The 18,684-nt window shown below is 70.2% G+C and carries 17 protein-coding genes and 1 pseudogene; 11 read left to right on the plus strand and 7 right to left on the minus strand.

Going from position 1 to position 18,684, the window contains the following annotated elements:
* The 5 genes from ACIQGQ_RS08645 to ACIQGQ_RS08665 all read left to right on the plus strand — a co-directional run bounded on the left by ACIQGQ_RS08645 (position 1) and on the right by ACIQGQ_RS08665 (position 7,036).
* The gene (locus tag ACIQGQ_RS08645) at positions 1–1,986 is read left to right on the plus strand and encodes a copper resistance protein CopC (protein WP_402392402.1); all 1,986 of its coding nucleotides are present in this window, start codon (positions 1–3) and stop codon (positions 1,984–1,986) included.
* 8 nt (positions 1,987–1,994) lie between these two features.
* The gene (gene efeB, locus ACIQGQ_RS08650) at positions 1,995–3,383 is read left to right on the plus strand and encodes an iron uptake transporter deferrochelatase/peroxidase subunit (protein WP_402392404.1); all 1,389 of its coding nucleotides are present in this window, start codon (positions 1,995–1,997) and stop codon (positions 3,381–3,383) included.
* A gap of 36 nt (positions 3,384–3,419) precedes the next feature.
* Positions 3,420–4,355 (plus strand): prephenate dehydratase, encoded by a 936-nt coding sequence (gene pheA, locus ACIQGQ_RS08655; protein ID WP_402392406.1) that lies wholly within the window; start codon positions 3,420–3,422, stop codon positions 4,353–4,355.
* Positions 4,356–4,943: 588 nt separating this feature from the next.
* On the plus strand, positions 4,944–6,233 hold the full coding sequence (gene serS, locus ACIQGQ_RS08660) for a serine--tRNA ligase (protein WP_402392408.1): 1,290 nt from the start codon (positions 4,944–4,946) through the stop codon (positions 6,231–6,233).
* Positions 6,230–7,036 (plus strand): HAD family hydrolase, encoded by an 807-nt coding sequence (locus ACIQGQ_RS08665; protein ID WP_402392411.1) that lies wholly within the window; start codon positions 6,230–6,232, stop codon positions 7,034–7,036. Before serS ends, ACIQGQ_RS08665 begins: the two co-directional genes overlap by 4 nt.
* Positions 7,037–7,107: 71 nt before the next feature.
* Here ACIQGQ_RS08665 and ACIQGQ_RS08670 read toward each other — a convergent pair whose 3' ends face one another.
* From ACIQGQ_RS08670 to ACIQGQ_RS08690, 5 genes and pseudogenes are all read right to left on the minus strand, one after another.
* Positions 7,108–7,806 carry a hypothetical protein gene (locus ACIQGQ_RS08670; protein WP_402392413.1) on the minus strand — a complete coding sequence of 233 codons (699 nt, stop codon included), beginning with the start codon at positions 7,804–7,806 and terminating at the stop codon, positions 7,108–7,110.
* Between the two features lie 298 nt (positions 7,807–8,104).
* On the minus strand, positions 8,105–8,824 hold the full coding sequence (locus ACIQGQ_RS08675; protein WP_402392416.1) for an ABC transporter permease: 720 nt from the start codon (positions 8,822–8,824) through the stop codon (positions 8,105–8,107).
* Positions 8,825–8,854: 30 nt separating this feature from the next.
* Complete coding sequence (locus ACIQGQ_RS08680) at positions 8,855–9,766, minus strand: ABC transporter ATP-binding protein (RefSeq protein WP_402393401.1); 912 nt, start codon at positions 9,764–9,766, stop codon at positions 8,855–8,857.
* Positions 9,763–10,671 carry an ABC transporter permease gene (locus ACIQGQ_RS08685; RefSeq protein ID WP_366288387.1) on the minus strand — a complete coding sequence of 303 codons (909 nt, stop codon included), beginning with the start codon at positions 10,669–10,671 and terminating at the stop codon, positions 9,763–9,765. The genes ACIQGQ_RS08680 and ACIQGQ_RS08685 overlap by 4 nt, the downstream gene beginning before the upstream one ends.
* A pseudogene (locus ACIQGQ_RS08690) lies at positions 10,667–11,663 on the minus strand (ABC transporter ATP-binding protein); the annotation flags it as partial. The gene ACIQGQ_RS08685 and the pseudogene ACIQGQ_RS08690, both read right to left, overlap by 5 nt.
* A 274-nt stretch (positions 11,664–11,937) precedes the next feature.
* Here ACIQGQ_RS08690 and ACIQGQ_RS08695 point away from each other — a divergent pair.
* The 5 genes from ACIQGQ_RS08695 (at position 11,938) to ACIQGQ_RS08715 (ending at position 16,732) form a co-directional block, all read left to right on the plus strand.
* On the plus strand, positions 11,938–12,789 hold the full coding sequence (locus ACIQGQ_RS08695; RefSeq protein WP_402392419.1) for a M24 family metallopeptidase: 852 nt from the start codon (positions 11,938–11,940) through the stop codon (positions 12,787–12,789).
* Positions 12,786–14,564: an SDR family oxidoreductase gene (locus tag ACIQGQ_RS08700; protein ID WP_402392422.1), complete on the plus strand. Its 1,779-nt coding sequence runs from the start codon at positions 12,786–12,788 to the stop codon at positions 14,562–14,564. Before ACIQGQ_RS08695 ends, ACIQGQ_RS08700 begins: the two co-directional genes overlap by 4 nt.
* The gene (locus ACIQGQ_RS08705; protein ID WP_402392424.1) at positions 14,561–15,541 is read left to right on the plus strand and encodes a MerR family transcriptional regulator; all 981 of its coding nucleotides are present in this window, start codon (positions 14,561–14,563) and stop codon (positions 15,539–15,541) included. The genes ACIQGQ_RS08700 and ACIQGQ_RS08705 overlap by 4 nt, the downstream gene beginning before the upstream one ends.
* A 189-nt stretch (positions 15,542–15,730) precedes the next feature.
* The gene (locus tag ACIQGQ_RS08710; RefSeq protein WP_402392427.1) at positions 15,731–16,273 is read left to right on the plus strand and encodes an RNA 2'-phosphotransferase; all 543 of its coding nucleotides are present in this window, start codon (positions 15,731–15,733) and stop codon (positions 16,271–16,273) included.
* A 213-nt stretch (positions 16,274–16,486) separates the two neighbouring features.
* Positions 16,487–16,732 carry an LLM class flavin-dependent oxidoreductase gene (locus tag ACIQGQ_RS08715; RefSeq protein WP_402392430.1) on the plus strand — a complete coding sequence of 82 codons (246 nt, stop codon included), beginning with the start codon at positions 16,487–16,489 and terminating at the stop codon, positions 16,730–16,732.
* 98 nt (positions 16,733–16,830) lie between these two features.
* Here the strand turns inward: ACIQGQ_RS08715 and ACIQGQ_RS08720 are convergent, their stop codons facing one another.
* Both ACIQGQ_RS08720 and ACIQGQ_RS08725 read right to left on the minus strand, forming a co-directional pair.
* Positions 16,831–17,064, minus strand: coding sequence for a hypothetical protein (locus ACIQGQ_RS08720; protein ID WP_402392433.1), 234 nt, complete (start codon positions 17,062–17,064; stop codon positions 16,831–16,833).
* Complete coding sequence (locus ACIQGQ_RS08725) at positions 17,064–17,450, minus strand: hypothetical protein (protein ID WP_402392436.1); 387 nt, start codon at positions 17,448–17,450, stop codon at positions 17,064–17,066. The genes ACIQGQ_RS08720 and ACIQGQ_RS08725 overlap by 1 nt, the downstream gene beginning before the upstream one ends.
* 208 nt (positions 17,451–17,658) lie before the next feature.
* Here ACIQGQ_RS08725 and ACIQGQ_RS08730 point away from each other — a divergent pair, with 208 nt between their 5' ends.
* Positions 17,659–18,567, plus strand: coding sequence for an LLM class flavin-dependent oxidoreductase (locus tag ACIQGQ_RS08730; protein ID WP_402392438.1), 909 nt, complete (start codon positions 17,659–17,661; stop codon positions 18,565–18,567).
* The last annotated feature ends 117 nt before the right edge of the window (positions 18,568–18,684 follow it).

Consider the following 18,684-nt stretch of genomic DNA (forward strand, 5'->3'; position numbering starts at 1 on the left):
ATGACAGCCACCGCCCCGCACTTCGGACCGGCCCGGCCCCACGGCCCGGCCATTCCCGCGCCACGCCGTCCGTTCGCCGTCGCCTCGCTGCTCGCCGTCCTCGTCGGCATGGTCCTCGGACTGCTGCTGACGGGCGCGGGCCCGGCGGCCGCGCACGCGGCGCTGACCGGGAGCGATCCGCAGGACGGGGCGGTGGTCACCACCGCCCCCAAGGAGGTCACGCTCTCCTTCTCCGAGCAGGTCGCCCTCGGCAAGGACTCCGTCCGCGTCCTCGCCCCGGACGGCAAACGCGCCGACACCGGAGCCGAGCCGCGCGACCTGACGGACAAATCCGCCGTGCGGTACGGCGTGGCACTGCGCACCGGGCTGGCCGACGGGACGTACACCGTCGCCTGGCAGGCCGTGTCCGCGGACAGCCACCCGATCTCCGGCGCCTTCACCTTCTCGATCGGCGCGCCCTCGCAGACGGACGTGGCGCTGCCGGACCAGGAGGCCGGCGGCGGGCTCGTCGGCGTCCTCTACAGCATCGCGCGCTACGCCGCGTACGCCGGGTTCATCCTGCTGGTCGGCGGCTCCGCCTTCGTGCTGGCCTGCTGGCAGCGCGGCGCGGGGGAGCGTCCGCTCCAGCGGCTGGTGGTGCGCGGATGGATGACCCTGACCGTCTCGACCCTGGCCATGCTGCTGCTGCGCAACCCGTACACCGGGTCGGGGAAGCTCGCGGACGCCTTCGACCTCGACGGTCTGAAGGCCGTGCTCGACACCAAGCCCGGTGCCGCGCTGGTCTCCCGGCTGCTGCTGCTCGGGGCCTCCGCACTCTTCATCGCCGTTCTCTTCGGCACCTACGCCAGACGTGAGGACCGGCGCGAGCAGAAGGACCTCGCCTTCGGACTGGCCATCGGCGGAACGGTGGTCGCCGCCGGGATCGCCGGTACGTGGGCGCTCGCCGAGCACGCCTCGGCCGGGCTCCAGCCGGGCATCGCCATGCCGGTCGACGTACTGCACCTGCTGGCCGTCGCCGCCTGGCTCGGCGGCCTCGTGGCGCTGCTGGTCGCCCTGCACCGCACCGACGGCCTCGACGCGGGGGCCGTACGGCGCTTCTCCGCCATGGCGTTCGGCAGCGTGGTCGTCCTCGTCGCGACCGGGATCTACCAGTCCTGGCGCCAGGTCGGCACCTGGTCCGCGCTGACCGGGACCGGGTACGGGCAGCTGCTGATCGCGAAGGTGGTGCTGGTCGCCGTCATGGTCGCGCTCGCCTGGACGTCCCGGCGCTGGACGGCCCGGCTGGGCACGGACCGGACCGGGGACTCCCCCGATGCCGGGGACTCCGCGGGTTCTTCGGATTCCGAGAGCTCCGCGGGTTCCGAGGCGCCGGCGGGGGAATCCGTGCGGGAGTCCGCGCGGGACGTCGATCCCGAGCGGGCGGCCCAGCTCGCCCGCCAGCGGGCCGCCGTGGCCACCGCCGAGAAGAAGCGGCTCCGCGACGCCGACCCCGGCCGGTCCGGGCTGCGCCGCTCGGTGCTGGCGGAGGTGGGCGTCGCCGTGGTCCTGCTGGCGGTGACGACGGTCCTGACCTCGACCGAGCCGGCCCGTACCGAGGAGGAGGCGTCCCGCGCGTCGGCGGCGGCGTCCACCCCGGTGACCGGCGGCCAGGCCACCATGGAGCTGCCCTTCGACACCGGCGGCGAGAAGGGCAGCGGAACGGTGCGGCTGGAGATCACCCCGGCCCGTACCGGCGCCAACGAGCTGCACCTGTGGGTCAACGACGCCGACGGGAAGCCGCTGGACGTCCCCGAGGTGAAGGTCTCCTTCACGCTGAAGTCCCAGAACCTCGGCCCGCTGCCGGCCGTTCCCACCAGGCTGGCCAAGGGGCACTGGACGGCGTCCGCCGTCCAGATCCCGGTGCCGGGCACCTGGAAGGTCGCCGTGACCGTCCGTACCTCGGACATCGATCAGACGACCGTCGACAAGACCACGAAGATCGGCTGAGCAGGATCGTGAGCACGGAGAGCAGCGGCAGCAGGACACGGAACCGTACGACCCCGGCGCAGGGAGGCCGTACGGCCTCCGCGAAGGGGAACCGTACGGCCGACGCGGGCGGGGTCACTCCCACCGACGGGGGCACGCCCACCGACACGGGCGTCTCCCGGCGGCGGCTGATCGGCGGCGTCGGCGCGGCCGGCGCGGCCGGACTCGTGCTGGGTGCGGCGGGCGGTGCGGCCGGTTACGCCGCGACCCGCCCCGACGAGCCCACCGCGCTGACCGCGGTCGGCGCGACGCGGGCGATGTTTCACGGGAAACATCAACCGGGGATCACCACTCCGCTTCAGGCCCGCGGCCATCTCGTCGCCTTCGACCTGGTGCCCGGCGCCGGCCGCAAGGAGGCCATCGTCCTGATGCGCCGCTGGTCGGAGCTGGCCGGGCGGCTGATGGCCGGGGAGTCCGCCGGGACCGGCGCGGCGGACGGCCCGGACCACGACACCGGGATCGCGCTGGACGCCGGGCCGTCTTCGCTGACCCTCACCTTCGGCTTCGGCCGGACCTTCTTCGGACGTACCGGGCTGGCCGACCGCCGTCCGCAGGGGCTCGACCCGCTGCCGCCCTTCTCCTCCGACCACCTCGACGCCAAGCGCTCCGAGGGCGACCTCTGGGTCCAGATCGGCTCGGACGACGCGCTCGTGGCCTTCCACGCGCTGCGGGCCGTGCAGCGTGCGGCCGCTCCGGCGGCCCGGGTCCGCTGGCAGATGAACGGCTTCAACCGGTCCCCCGGTGCCACGGCCGCGCCGATGACCGCGCGCAATCTGATGGGGCAGGTCGACGGCACCAACAACCCGAAGCCCACCGAGAGCGACTTCGACCGCCGCGTCTTCGTCCCCGCCGGGACCGGCACCGCGTACGAGTGGCTCGCGGGCGGCTCGTACGCGGTGGTGCGCCGGATCAGGATGCTGCTGGACGACTGGGAGAAGCTCCCGGTGGCCCGGCAGGAGCAGGTCATAGGGCGCCGGAAGAAGGACGGCGCCCCGCTGAGCGGTGGCACCGAGACCACACCGATGGACCTCGACCGGGCGGGCCCGGACGGCAAGCTCCTGATCCCGGACAACGCCCATGCCCGGATCTCCTCCCCCGGGAAGAACAGCGGCGCGGCCATGCTGCGGCGCCCCTTCTCGTACCACGACGGCATCGCGGCGGACGGCACCCCCGACGCCGGCCTGCTGTTCATCTGCTGGCAGGCGGACCCCCTGCGCGGCTTCGTTCCGGTGCAGCGGAAGCTGGACCGGGGCGATGCCCTGTCGCCGTTCATCCGGCACGAGGCGAGCGGGCTGTTCGCGGTGCCGGGCGGCGCGGCGGAGGGCGAGTACGTGGGGCAGCGGCTGCTCGAATCCTGAGCCCCGGGGAGCGGAAGGCCCATTAGGGTGACGGACATGTCCGCCACGCGCTACGCCTATCTCGGCCCCGAAGGCACCTTCACCGAGGTCGCCCTCCGTACGCTCCCGGAAGCCGCCACCCGCGAGCTCGTCCCGATGGTCTCCGTACCGGCCGCCCTCGACGCCGTACGGAGCGGGGCCGCCGCGGCGGCCCTGGTGCCGATCGAGAACTCGGTCGAGGGCGGCATCAACGCGACGCTCGACGAACTGACCAGCGGCGAACCGCTGATGATCTACCGCGAGGTGCTGCTCTCCATCAGCTTCGCGCTCCTGGTGCGGCCGGGCACCGAGCTGTCCGACATCAAGTCGGTCACCGCCCACCCGGCCGCACAGCCCCAGGTGCGCAACTGGATGGCCGCCCATCTCCCGGACGCCGTGTGGGAGTCGGCGGCCTCCAACGCGGACGGGGCCCGGCTGGTCCAGGAGGGCCGGTACGACGCCGCCTTCGCGGGCGAGTTCGCGGCGGCGACCTACGGCCTCGTCCCGCTGGTGACCGAGATCCACGACGCGGAGAACGCGCAGACCCGTTTCATCCTGGTGGGCCGTCCCGCCCGCCCGGCGGCCCCGACCGGTGCGGACAAGACCTCGGTGGTCATCTGGATGGGCGAGGACCGCCCCGGTGCCCTGCTCGAACTGCTCCAGGAGTTCGCGGTGCGCGGGGTGAACCTGATGCTGATCCAGTCACGCCCGACGGGAGCGGGCATCGGGAACTACTGCTTCGCGGTGGACGCCGAGGGCCACATCGCGGACCGCCGGGTCGGCGAGGCGCTGATGGGGCTGAAGCGGATCTGCCCGAAGGTACGGTTCCTGGGTTCGTATCCGCGGGCCGGGGTCGAGCCGGAGGACGTGGGCCCGCTGCGGCCCGGAACGTCGGACACGGAGTTCACCGAGGCCTCCGACTGGCTGGCCAGGAACCTGGACGGCCGGGGCTGACGGCATCGCACTATCCGAAGATTCCCGGCCCCAGAGTTATCCACCGAGTTATCCACAGGGGCGGCCGGGAACCTGGGGACAAGTCGACAGCCGGATACGACATGGTCGACAAATCACCCCTGGCGGGCACAGGTGCGTCCACAGACCGCCAGGGCACCCCAGGTGCCACACATCGGCCAATTCCGTTGATCAACTCGCGAAGACGGCCAATTCTCACCCGAACGAGCGCCCGAAGCGGGTTTGAAGCGGATTCGAGACGAGCCCGCAGCAGGAACCCGCACCCCTCCCCACCGCTCCCGGAATACCGCCCTCCGGAATCCACAGAACTTCCTCACAGCCTGTGGATAACTTCCGGGGATCTCGGAACCTGTGGACAAGCGAGGGCCAACTACCGCCCCGAGCAAGGGCGATGCGTCAAGAGAGTGAAGCCATCTGCCCCATTCGGGCGAATAGATGCTTCTTATTGACAGCCGGAATCCTCTCCGGCCACACAATCCCCCAGCATCACTAATTCCGGCAATCTGGGCAAAGTGACACGCTCGCCCATATCGGTTCGAGCGGGGGAAGGGCCACCGGTAGCCTGGAGGGGTGATTGACCTTCGCCTGCTCCGTGAGGACCCCGACCGTGTTCGCGCCTCCCAGCGCGCCCGTGGAGAGGACGTCGGCCTCGTCGACGCCCTGCTCTCCGCCGACGAGCTGCGCAGGTCGTCCGGTGTCCGCTTCGACGAACTCCGCTCCGAGCAGAAAGCGCTCGGCAAACTCATCCCCAAGGCCTCGCCCGAGGAGCGCGCCGAGCTGCTCAAGCGGGCCGAGCAGCTGAAGGCCGACGTCAAGGCCGCCGACGCGGCACAGGACGAGGCGGACGCCGAGGCCAAGAGCCTGATGCTGCAGATCGGCAACATCGTCCACGAGGACGTGCCGGTCGGCGGCGAGGAGGACTTCGTCGTCCTGGAGACGCACGGCACGATCCGTGACTTCGGGGCCGAGGGCTTCGAGCCCAGGGACCACCTGGAGCTCGGCGAGAAGCTCGGCGCCATCGACATGGAGCGGGGCGCCAAGGTCTCCGGCTCGCGCTTCTACTACCTGACGGGCGTCGGCGCGCTCCTGGAGCTGGCCCTGGTCAACGCGGCGATCGCGCAGGCCACCGAGGCCGGCTTCGTCCCGATGCTGACCCCCGCGCTGGTCCGCCCGCGCGCCATGGAGGGCACCGGCTTCCTCGGCCAGGCCGCGGAGAACGTGTACCACCTGGAGAAGGACGACTACTACCTGGTCGGCACCTCCGAGGTCCCGCTCGCCGCGTACCACATGGACGAGATCATCGACGCCGAGCAGCTCCCGCTGCGCTACGCCGGCTTCTCGCCCTGCTTCCGCCGCGAGGCCGGCACGTACGGCAAGGACACCCGCGGCATCTTCCGGGTGCACCAGTTCGACAAGGTCGAGATGTTCTCGTACGTCGACCCGGCCGACGCCGAGGCGGAGCACCGCAGGCTCCTGGACTGGGAGAAGCAGTGGCTGACCGGTCTTGAGCTGCCCTTCCAGGTGATCGACGTGGCCACCGGCGACCTGGGTGCCTCGGCCTCCCGGAAGTTCGACTGCGAGGCGTGGATCCCGACGCAGGGCAAGTACCGCGAGCTGACCTCCGCCTCGAACTGCAACAGCTTCCAGGCCCGCCGCCTCTCCGTCCGGATGCGCGACAACCGCGACGGCAAGAAGGTCCTCCAGCCGCTGGCGACGCTGAACGGCACGCTCTGCGCCGTGCCGCGCACCATCGTGGCGATCCTGGAGAACCACCAGCTGGCCGACGGTTCGGTCCGGGTGCCCGAGGTGCTCCGGCCCTACCTGGGCGGACGCGAGGTCCTGGAACCGGTCGCCAAGTGACCTTCCCGTACAAACTCGTCGCGACCGACCTCGACGGCACGCTGCTGCGCAACGACGAGACGGTCTCCGAGCGCACCCGTGAGGCACTGGTCGCGGCCGCCGCGGCCGGTGCCGCGCACATCGTGGTCACCGGCCGGTCGGTCCCCTGGACCCGCCACATCCTGGACGACCTGGGCTACGAGGGGCTCGCGGTCTGCGGCCAGGGCGCACAGGTGTACCACGCGGGCGAGCGCAGGCTGCTGACCTCGCTGACGCTGGACCGGCAGCTCGCCGGCCTGGCGCTGTCCAAGGTCGAGGCCGAGGTCGGCCCGCTGGCCATGGCGGCGAGCCGCGACGGTCTCGACGGCGAGGTCCTGGTCGGCCCCGGCTACCGCGTACAGGAAGGGCCGCTTCCGGCCGTCGTCGTGGACGATCCGGCCGAGCTGTGGGCCGCGCCGCTGAACAAGGTCTACATCCAGCACCACGCGCTGGACGACGACGCCCTGGCGGCGGCGGCACGTGCGGCCGCCGGCAGTCTCGTGGACGTGGTCATGGCCGGTCCGGGGATAGTGGAGATCCTTCCGCTCGGGCTGAGCAAGGCGACCGGGCTCTCCCTGGCCGCGCGCCGGCTGGGCGTGAAGGGGGCGGACACCCTGGCCTTCGGTGACATGCCGAACGACATCCCGATGTTCGCCTGGGCGCGGCACGGCGTGGCGATGGCCAACGCGCACAAGGAGCTGAAGGGCGTGGCCCAGGAGGTCACCACCTCCAACCAGGAGGACGGCATCGCCGTGGTCCTGGAGCGGCTCCTCCAGTCCTCGTAGTCTCTTTTCCCCGTAGCGGGAACGGCCGGGAGCGGGGGCGGACAGCCCCCGCTCCCGGCCTTCTCAGCGGGTCATCGCTGTCTGCGGACGCGGCGCCGCAGATCCTTCAGGTTGTGGGCGAGTTCGTCCGTCCTGGCGTCGATCCGGACGACGTTCTCCGAGACGTGCCCCAGCCGCACGCTCATCGCACCGACGACCTGATGTGTGGCATCCAGCCTCCGGTCGAGGCTGTCGAGGCGGTACGACATCCGGCCGAGGACCGGCCCCAGCTCCTGGAGCGCGGCCCCGACCCCGGCCAGACAGCTCTCCACCCGGGTAACGCGGTGTTCGAGAGCGGCATAGCCCGCCCGCAGGTCCCGCTCGGCGTCGAGCAGATACGTACGGACGCATCGGGCGATGTCGCTGTCGCGAAGGAGCATCGCGATGTTGAGGACGGTCCTGCGGGTGTAGAGAGTGAGTTGCGTGGCAGCCTGTGGATAACTTTCCACCCCCTGCCCGCTCCATAGGGACAACATGTCCCTATGGAATTTCCGCAGCTCATCGCCACGCATCAGGATGAGGCCGTTCTCCACCACCTCGTCCCGATGCCGCTGCGTGACCTTCTTGACGGCCTCTGTGGATACTTCGAAGTAACGCGCCACATCCTCTGTGCGAACGTGAATTCCGTCCGGGAGCATGACAAGGCTCTTCACCTTGTCGAGGACATCGACTCGCCCCATCTGTTCGACACGCAGCGCGCGTGATTCCAGCAGAGCGACTTCCGTGGGCATGGGCATGACTTTCTGTCGTGAAGCGGGTGACGGACAGCCCTGTCCCGGGCTCGAAGGGTGGAGGACGCTCACGGTTGCCACTCACTCGATGACCGGCCCGACGGCTACTGCCCCGCCGGCACCGGCATTCCCCTGATTCACGAAAGCCACGACGCCACGGATTCCAGTTGCCTCCACGCATCTCGACCAACGAACCGATAACCGCACAGTTACGCGGAAACCGGCCGGAAACGCGTCGGCCCCCGCCCCGGAGGGCGAGGGCCGACGGATGCCGGGGCGTACGGGGCCGAGGCCCCGCTCACTCCTCTCCGGCCAGTTTCAGCGTGCGCAGCTTCTGGCCCGCGTACCAGGTCGCCACGACCGTGACCGCCACCAGCAGGACCGTCGCGGTGGTCAGTCCGACGTCGGCGGTGATCAGGCCCTTCCCGCCGACCTTCTCGGCCACGGCCAGGGACCACTGCTGGACGCTGAGCGTGCGCGCCCCGGGGACCAGCGAGCCGAACAGGGCCTCCCACACCAGCGCGTAGACGAGCCCGAGGACGACCGCGTGCCGGCTGACCGTGCCCAGCAGCAGGAACAGCGCGCTGTACGCGATCGAGGCGACCAGTGCCGCGATGGTGTACGCCACCGCGATCTGCTGGCCGTTGCCGTTGAGGATCAGGCCCGCGGCCAGCGTCGGCAGCGCCGAGAAGACCATGGTCACGGCGATGGCGACAATCAGCTTGGTGAAGATGATCGTCGGCCGCTTCACCGGCTTGGACAGCAGATAGACGATCGAGCCGTCGTCGATCTCGGGACCGATGGCCCCGGTCCCGGCGATCACACCGATCAACGGCACCATCGTGGCGAGGGCGAAGCCGCCCAGCACGTCCGAGGCCACCTGGTCGTCGGAGCCGGCGAACATCCGTACCGCGACGGAAATCATCACCAGCAGCACCGGCAGGACGAACAGGATGGCGGCCCGGCGTCGGCCGAGCAGGGCCCGGTAGGTGAGCCGGGCGACTGTGGGTTCGTACATGACGCTTCACAGCTCCTTTCAGGCCACTACTCAGGCCGATACGAGATAGGAAAAGACCGATTCGAGGGACTCGTCGGACGGCGAAACGGTCAGAAGGCGAATTCCGTGTTCACGTGCGACCTTCGGCAACAGCTCGGTGAAGCGTCCGAAATCGACCGCCTGAATGCGCAGGGCCTGTTCCCCGAGGTCCACCTCGATCCCGGCCGTCGACGGGTCCGCGATCAGGGCGGCGGCGAGGGCGCGGTCGTCGCTGGAGCGTACGAGATAGCGGTGCGGGCGGTCCGTCATCAGCCGGCGGATCTTCCGGAAGTCGCCGGAGGCCGCGTGCCGTCCGGCCACGATCACCTCGATGTGCGAGGCGAGCTGCTCGACCTCTTCGAGGATGTGCGAGGAGAAGAGCACCGTGCGCCCCTCCGCCCCCATCCGTCGCAGCAGCTCCATCAGCTGCATCCGCTGCCGCGGGTCCATTCCGTTGAACGGCTCGTCGAGCAGCAGCACCGAGGGCTCGTGGACCAGCGCGGACGCCATCTTGACCCGCTGGCGCATGCCCTTGCTGTACGTCGAGATCCTGCGGTCCTGCGCGTACTCCATCTCGACCGTGGCGAGCGCCCGTCGCGCCTCCTCGTCGCCGAGCCCCTGGAGCTCGGCGTTGGCGACGACGAACTCGCGGCCGGTCAGGAAGTCGTACATCGCCTCCCGCTCCGGCACGATGCCGATCTCCCGGTACACGGCCTCGTTGCGCCAGATCGGCCGGCCGTCCAGGGTGACCGTGCCGGTCGACGGGGCGAGGAATCCGGCCATCATGTTGATCAGCGTGGACTTTCCCGCGCCGTTGGGTCCGAGCAGTCCGGTGACACCCGGCCCCACCGTCATGCTCACGTCGTTGACGGCGACCACATTGCCGAACCAGCGCGAGGTGTGGTCGATCTCGATGGTGGTCACAGCCCGACCCTCCGGTAGCGGCGCATCAGTACGGCGTAGCTGCCGGCGACGAGCGCGAGGAACACGATCAGATAGACCAGCCCGGCCCCGGCCCCCGGGCCTTCCCCTCCGGGGAAGGCCGAGTCGGCGCCGAGGAAGGCAGTCTGCAGGCCGCCGATCAGGGTGATCGGGGAGAACAGCCCCAGCCACTCGACGGCTCCCTCGGAGCCCGTGGTCCAGGCGATGGCCTGGACGGTGGAGACCGCGCCGTAGGTGATGGTCAGCACCGCGATCACGGCGGCGACGCCGAAGCCGCGGCGCGGGGTCAGCGCGGCCATCACCAGGCCGAGCGCGGCGAACAGCACGGAGAGCAGCGCGACCGAGACCATGCCTTGTCCGAACCCCTTGGTCTGCTCGGCGAAGTCGAACTTCGCGAGGAGCGCGCCCAGATAGAGGATGACGAGCGGCACGCCGGTGAGGATGAGGAGGGCGGAGGCCATGGCCGCAAGCTTGGCCACGACGTAGTCCACCCGTTCGATCGGCCGCGAGAAGTACAGCGGCACGCTCTTGAAGCGCAGGTCCCGGGAGACCGACTGCGGCGCCTGGGACGCGAGGAAGAGGCCGATCACGGCTTGGAGGAAGATCGCGAAGGCGGTGTACTTCAGCGGCAGCGCCTTCATGCCCGGGGTGGCGACCGCGACCGCGACGATGATCGCCGCGACCAGGCACATCACACCGAAGAGCAGCATCGGCAGCACCTTGGACTTGGCGGAACGGCCCAGTCCGAAGGCTCCGCGCAGGGACTGCGTGTAGAGCGAGCGCCGCGCGTAGCCCCGGCCCAGCCGGGGGCCGTCGTACGAGCGGTAGCCGATGTTGTGGATGCGGGAGGTCTCGCTCCCGGCCGTGGTTCCGGTCCCGTTGCTCATCACGACCGCTCCCCTTCTGCTGTACGGGCGGCCGACGCGGAGGCGCCGGGTGCCGGGGCGGTGGCGGCGTGGGCCTCCTCGGCGCGGAAGACCTCGGCGATGTGGTGGCGGCGCTGCTCCATCCGTACGAGGCCGAGGCCGAGCCCGGCGACGCTGTCGCGCACGGTGTCGTACGTCTCCTCGCCGACGGCCTCGATCAGCAGGATGTGGCCCGCGCCGGGCAGTCCCTGGGTGTCGAGCCCGTCGTGGCCGAGCAGCTTGACCCCGGCCTCGGTGAGGACACGGCGGAGCGCGTCGGTGCCGTCGGGGTGGGTGTCGCTGTCGGTGACCTCGACCGCGAGGGTGGCGGTGGTCTGGGTGAAGTCGCTGGTGGAGCTGGAGCGCAGCAGGGTGCCGCCGTCGATGACGACGACGTGGTCGCAGGTGCGTTCCAGCTCGCCCAGGAGGTGCGAGGTGACCAGGACCGAGATGCCGAAGTCGGTGTGGACACGGCGGATCAGGGCGAGCATCTCGTCGCGGCCGACCGGGTCCAGGCCGTTGGTCGGTTCGTCGAGCAGGACCAGACGGGGGTCGTGGACGAGCGCCTGCGCCAGCTTGACGCGCTGCTTCATGCCGGTCGAGTAGCCGCCGATGGGCCGGTAGCGCTCCTCGTAGAGGCCCACGTGCCGCAGGGTGTCCGCGGTGCGCTCGCGCGCGGCGGTCGGGGGCAGCCCGGACATCCGCGCCATGTGGACGACGAGCTCGGTGGCCGAGACGTCGGGCGGGAGGCAGTCGTGCTCGGGCATGTAGCCGACCCGTTCCCGAATGGCGGCGCCCTCGGTGGCGACGTCGAGGCCGAGCACGGAGGCCCGGCCCTCGGTGGCGGGGGACAGCCCCAGCAGGATCTTGATCAATGTGGACTTGCCGGCCCCGTTGGAACCCACCAGCCCCGTCACGCCGGGGCCGATGTCCAGGGAGAGCCGGTCAAGCGCGGTCACCCGGGGGAACCGCATAGTCAGGCGCTCAGTCGCGATCACAGTCACATATCGAACGTAGTGGCGCGGGTCACTGCGGTCATCAGCCCTGGCGGCTGGATCGGCGTCCGACTCCAGGTGTACGAACCCGTAGGGGAGCCGTCACGGCGGAGGACATCCCGGCACCGGGGCGGGCCCGGCCGGGTTTTCCACAGGCGCCCGCACACCCCTTGACGTAGCCGCCGGACATTGTCACATTCATCAGTGTCACGTTACGGGCACGTACCGCACACGGCAGGGAACGGACGGTGGCATGCATTCGGTGGTGAAGGACGCACAGGCCCCGGAGTTGCGGGGGTTCAGAGAGGTGCAGAGCCTCGCGTACGCCTGCGCGGAGGCGGTCGCGGCCCGGCTCGAACCGGGAGTGACCGAGCGCGAGGCGGCCCGGATGCAGCGCGACTGGCTGCGTGGGCGCGGGGTGCGGGACTGGTTCCACCTCCCGTTCGCCTGGTTCGGCGACCGTACGGCGTTCGCCGACTTCAAGGTGCCGCTGCAGTTCTTCCCGGGCAACCGGAAGCTGGAGCCGGGGATGCCGTTCATCCTCGACATGGCCCCCGTGTTCAAGGGCTACACGGCCGACATCGGCTACTCCGGCTGCCTCGGCCCCAACCCGCTCCACGACAAGCTCCTCGCCGACCTGGAGGCGCACCGCGCGCTGATACTGCGCGAGGTGCGCGAGCGGCGCTCGCTGCGCGAGATATACGAGGACGTGGACCGCCTGATGGTCCGGCAGGGATACGCCAACCGGCACCGCGCCTACCCCTTCGGGGTCATCGCGCACAAGGTCGACCGCGTCGCCGAACGGCGATGGTCCCCCCATGTGTTCGGCTTCGGCACCCAGTCCCTGAAGGGTCTGCTGGGCGACGCTCTGCACGGCCACCGGGACGGCTGGTCCCCGCTGTGGAGTCCCTACCGCTTCTCCGACCATCCGCCGCAGCCCGGGCTGTGGGCGGTCGAGCCCCATCTCGGATTCCGGGGCACGGGTGCCAAGTTCGAGGAGATCCTGGTGGTCACCGACTCCAAGGACCCCGAGCAGAGCGCCTTCTGGCTGGACGACGATCTGCCGCATGTGCGGCGCTGGGCCGAGGAAAGGGTGGCGGCATGAGCCTGCCGAGCCTGCCGGGTGCGCGTGAGCGCCGGGTGCGTACGGGTGGAATCGAGCTGTGTGTCGCGGAGTTGGGCGATGCCTCGCGGCCGACGATCGTCCTGGTCCACGGCTATCCGGACAGCAAGGAGGTCTGGGCCGAGGTGGCGGCGCAGCTGGCCGAGCAGTGGCACGTCGTGCTGTACGACGTGCGCGGGCACGGCCGGTCCAGCGCGCCGAAACCGCTGCGCGGCGGGTTCACCCTGGAGAAGCTGACGGACGACTTCCTGGCGGTCGCCGACGCGGTGAGCCCTGACCGGCCGGTGCACCTCGTGGGGCACGACTGGGGGTCGGTCCAGTCCTGGGAGTTCGCCACGGTCAAGCGGACCGAGGGCCGGATCGCTTCGTTCACCTCGATGTCCGGCCCTTCCCTGGACCACTTCGGGCACTGGATAAAGCAGCGGATGACCCGGCCGACCCCGCGCCGGGTGGGCCAACTGCTCGGCCAGGGCGCCAAGTCCTGGTACGTGTACATGCTGCACACGCCCGTCCTGCCGGAGCTGGCCTGGCGCGGGCCGCTCGGCAAGCGGTGGCCGCGCATCCTGGAGCGGCTGGAGAAGGTGCCCGCGGGCGACTACCCGACGGCCTCGCTGCCCAGCGACGCGGCGCACGGCGCCTGGCTCTACCGCGACAACGTCCGCGCCCGGCTGGGCCGGCCCCGCGACGACGCCTACGCGCATGTTCCGGTCCAGCTGATCACGCCGACCGGCGACGTCTTCCTCTCGGAGCACCTCTACGACCAGCTTGAGCTGTGGGCACCGCGGTTGGTGCGCCGGTCCCTCGAAGGAAAGCACTGGGTGCCGCGCACCAGGCCCGACCAACTCGCTTCTTGGATAGGCGAGTTCGTCGCCGCGAACGAGACGGACGGGGAGGTTGCCCCGGTCCGGGACACCGCTCCGACCGGGGCGTACGCGGACCGGTTCGGCGGCCGGCTGGTCCTCGTGACGGGGGCGGCCGGGGGCATCGGCCGAGCCATTTCCTTCGCGTTCGCCGAGGCGGGCGCCCGGGTGGTGGCCGTGGACCGGGACGCGGAGGGGGCGGCCCGGACCGCGGAGATGGCCCGGCTGATCGGCGCCCAGGACGCCTGGGGAGAAGTGGCCGACGTCAGCGACGAGCAGGCGATGGAGAAGCTCGCCGAGAAGGTGGCCGCCGAGTACGGCATCGTCGACGTCCTGGTCAACAACGCCGGGATCGGCCTGTCCGGCTCCTTCCTGGACACCACGAGCGAGGACTGGAAGAACGTTCTCGACGTCAACCTGTGGGGAGTCATCCACGGCTGCCGGATCTTCGGCAGGCAGATGGCCGAGCGCGGCCAGGGCGGCCACATCGTCAACACCGCTTCCGCCGCCGCCTACCAGCCGTCCAGGGCGCTGCCCGCGTACAGCACGTCCAAGGCGGCGGTGCTGATGCTCAGCGAATGCCTGCGGGCCGAATTCGCCGAGCGGTCGATCGGGGTCAGCGCCATCTGCCCCGGCATCGTCAACACGAACATCACGGCGACGACGCACTTCGCCGGGGCCGACGCCGCCGAGGAGACCAGGCTGCGGAAGCGGACCAGCAGACTGTACGGGCTCCGCAACTACCCGCCGGAGCGGGTCGCGGACGCGGTGCTCAAGGCGGTGGTGCGCAACCAGGCCGTCGTGCCGGTGACCCCGGAGGCCCGTGGCGCCCGGATCCTCTCCCGGTTCGGCCCCGGTGTGCTGCGCGGGATCGCCCGGCTGAAGCCGCCGCTGTGAGCGGCACCGCGCGACCGGCCCCGGCGGCGGACCGGCCGACCGCCGCCGAGTACCGGATCGAGGACCTGGCACACGCCAGCGGGGCCACGGTCCGGACCATCCGCGCCTACCAGGACCGCGGCCTGCTGCCGACGCCGGAGCGGCGCGGCCGGGCCAATGTGTACCGGGAGACCCATCTCGCCCGGCTCCGGCAGATCGCCGACCTGCTGGACCGGGGCTACACCCTGGCCAGCATCAAGGAGCTCCTGGACGCCTGGGACACCGGCCGCGGCCTCGGCGGGGTGCTCGGGCTCGTCGCCGAGGTGCACGGCCCCTGGACGGACGAACAGGCCGACCGGATCACCCTGGCCGAACTGATCGACGCGTTCGGTGGCGTTCCGGACGACGAGGCGGTGGCCGAGGCCGTGGAGCTGGGGGTGCTCGAACCGGTCCCGGGGAAGAACGACGAGTTCCTGGTGCCGAGCCCCCAGGAGCTGGCCGTGGCCGTGGAGTTGCACGCCGCGGGAGTCCCGCTCATCGCTATCTCCGGCCATCTCAGGGAACTTCGCGGACAGGTCGAGCAGATCGCCTCCCGATTCCTGGAGTTCACCACCGAGCACGTCTTCGCCCGCTATCTCGGCCATCGCCCGCCGACCGACTCGGACGCGACCGAGGCGGCCGCCATGGTGCGCCGGCTGCGGCCGCTCGCCCAGCAGACGGTCGACGCGGAACTGGCCCGCGCCATGCGCACGTTCGCAACCCGCCATCTGCACCACCACCTCGGTGCCGACACTCCGCTCGGCGGGGACGTCCCGCCGATCGCCGCGCTTCCGGTGGAGCTGCCGCCGCAGACGATCCGGGCCGTTCAGCGGCTGGTTGGCGAGGAGAACGTTGCGGCCTTCGTCGCGGCAGCCGCCGAACGGGAGGTACAGACAAGGACCTTGAACTCACTTGTTCCACCAGCCCCAGAAATGGACAAAGTTGAGCAAAACACTTAAATAGCACGGCAGTTGTCCACAGAATCACCAATTCACCTGTGGATAAGGAGTTCTGACTGTGGATCAAACCTATGGACGCACAGTTTCTCCGAAACGCCTCGGAACGCCTCGGGACGTCGCTGAGAAGTGCGTCGCGGTGCGGGCGAAACCCGGGTGCGTCGGAGGGAGCGCCGCGGGCACTCTGGCGGCATGGACGAAAGACGCACCGTCAAGGTGTCCAAATACCTCTCGAAACACCTACGCCATCAGCCGGAGCGCATCGGCGTCACCCTCGACGCCCAGGGCTGGGTGCCGATCGACACGCTGCTGCGCGCCCTGGCCCGGCACAACGTCCCTCTCACCCGGGCCGAGCTGGACCATGTCGTCGCCACCAACGACAAGCGGCGGTTCGCCGTGGAAGGTGACCGGATCCGGGCCAGCCAGGGCCATACCGTCCCGGTGGACCTCGGACTGCCGCCCGCCGAACCGCCCGCGTACCTGTACCACGGCACGGTGGGCCGGGTGCTGGACCAGATCCGGAGCGAGGGGCTGCGCCCCATGAACCGCACACACGTCCACCTCTCGCCCGACCGGGAGACGGCGACCAGGGTGGGCGCCCGGCGCGGCCGTCCCGTCGTGCTGTCGGTGGACGCGGGCGCGATGCACCGCGACGGCCACACCTTCCACGTCAGCGCCAACGGCGTCTGGCTGACCGACGCCGTGCCGCCGCAGTACCTCAGGCTGCGCGGCTGACCGGGGCACGGGCGCTCTGCGCGAAGCCGGGGTGATCGGCCCCGGCCGGACCGGTCGCGGTACGCCCCGGTGATCCTCTGTGCCCACTCGGGGAGCGGCGCCCCACCCGGTTCACCGACCACGTCACGGTGACCGCCCCGGCACGGCGCCCATGTCGCGCCCGTCCGTCAGCTTTCTCCGTAGGGCCGGGAGAGCCCACGTATCGTCGGGGACATGCGTCTGAGCACCGTGATCCTCCCCATCCATCGGTGGGCGGAAGGACAGAAGATCTGGCAGCGGGCCGAGGAACTCGGGTTCCATGCCGCGTACACGTACGACCACCTCGCCTGGCGGTCCTTCCGGGACGGACTCTGGTTCGGTGCCGTCCCGGCCCTCACCGCCGCCGCCACGGCGACGGAGCGCATCCGCCTGGGCACCCTCGTCACCTCAGTGAAGCCTTGTTCACCTATCGCAGCCTGACCTGTGATTTCAGCGTTATCCGCTCGTTCCGCCACGGCCCGGACGTCGGCAGCACCCTGGTCGACGAAGAACTGGGCTGAAGCCATGACGAAGTCCGGTCAGCTCACGCTCATGCCACGGTCCGGCCACTGACCGCGCTCCTCACGCATAGCGTTGATCTTTCGGGACGCCTTAAGGAACGAGTAGTCCGTCCGGTCGTCGTCGACCGACGACGTGCGGGATTCCTTGTCCATGGTCAGGTGTCGCGAAAAGCTGTCCGGATCATCCCCGAACTCGTAGCGGACCAGCTCCGCGTCCTCGGAGATCTTCCGGAAGTAGACGAGTGCGGCCACTACCACTCACCCTCAAAGTCTTCCCGCTTGTTCAGCGGTACGGAATCCTGCCAATTGTACGTTTCGTTGGCGACCCTATGCGCTTCCTGATAGGTCACTCCGGGGTTCTCGCGGAGGTAGGTGAGCTCAGCCAGCTCGTGCTCCAGCAGGAGTCTGTCCTCAGGCAGGGAGTTCCCGGCTCTCAAGCGAATCCACGCGTCTGCGATCTCCGCATCAGCGTCGAACTTGCGCACGACGACCTTCCCTGTTTCGTAGTCTTCGATGGGGTGTTCCGTGTCGAAGACATGCTTCTTGATCGCCGCGATCTCCTCCGATGAGAATCCCGTCGCTCCATTGTCGCGAGCCAGTACCTGCGCGTGATTGCTGATGGCGTCGATGTCCCGCATGAAGTCCGCGTACGCGTCCTCGGCCCAACGTGTCTGGGCGGGATCGTCCAGGATGTCCCTCGGGCGTCTGCGGGCACCTGTCAGCCACTCGTCGGAGTGCCGGATCCCGGATCGTGCCGCCCTGTTCGAGCCGAAGCACCTCGGACTCATCAGAATCCGGCCACAACGAGGCGTCGGCCGTCCGCTGAACGGACGTAGGCTCGTCGGCATGAGCCTGCGCCTGAGCACCGTGATCCTTCCCGTCGACCGATGGCACGCGGCCAGCCGCGCCAAGTGGCAGCGAGCGGAGGAACTCGGCTTCCACGCGGCGTACACCTATGACCACCTGTCCTGGCGGTCCTTCCGGGACGGCCCGTGGTTCGGCGCAGTGCCCACTCTCACCGCCGCCGCCACGGCCACCACGCGGCTCCGCCTGGGCACCCTCGTCACCTCCCCCAACTTCCGGCACCCCGTCACACTCGCCAAGGACCTCATCACGCTGGACGACGTCAGCGACGGCCGTATCACCCTGGGCATCGGCGCCGGGGGCAACGGATTCGACGCCACGACGCTGCGCCGGAGCGGCGAGGAGCCGTGGACCCCGCGCGAGCGGGCGGACCACTTCGACGAGTTCGTACCGCTGCTCGACCGGCTGCTGCGCGAGCCCTCGGTGACGTACGAGGGGACGTTCTACGCGGCGAACGAGGCCCGCAACGTGCCCGGCTGCGTCCAGCGGCCCCGGCTGCCGTTCGCGGTGGCCGCCACCGGCCCGCGCGGCATGAAGCTCGCCGCCCGGTACGGGCAGGCATGGGTCACCACCGGCGACCCGAAGCTGTACGAGACGGGTACCCCCGAGCAGTCCGTGGCGGCCATCCGCAAGCAGATCGCCAAGCTGGACGCGGCCTGCGAGGCCGTCGGCCGGGACGCCTCCGAGCTCGACCGGATCCTGCTCACCGGATTCACCCCGGACCGTCCCCTCCAGTCCTTCGACGCGTTCGTGGACTTCGCGGGCACCCACTTCGAACTGGGCTTCACAGAGATCGTCGTCCACGCCCCGATCCCCGATTCCGACTTCGCGGCGGACGAGAAGGTCTACGAACGCATCGCCACCGAAGGACTGGCCCAGCTCGGCCGCTGACCGGTCTCTCGCCGGCCCCGGCCACCGGAGTCCGGGGCGCGGCCGACACTGCTGGCATATGCCTCAGGCATGCCCACCTGGTCAGGGGCGTACATCCTCAGATGTGCGCCCCTGCGC

Source organism: Streptomyces sp. NPDC092952 (assembly GCF_044754785.1).
Classification (GTDB): Bacteria; Actinomycetota; Actinomycetes; order Streptomycetales; family Streptomycetaceae; genus Streptomyces.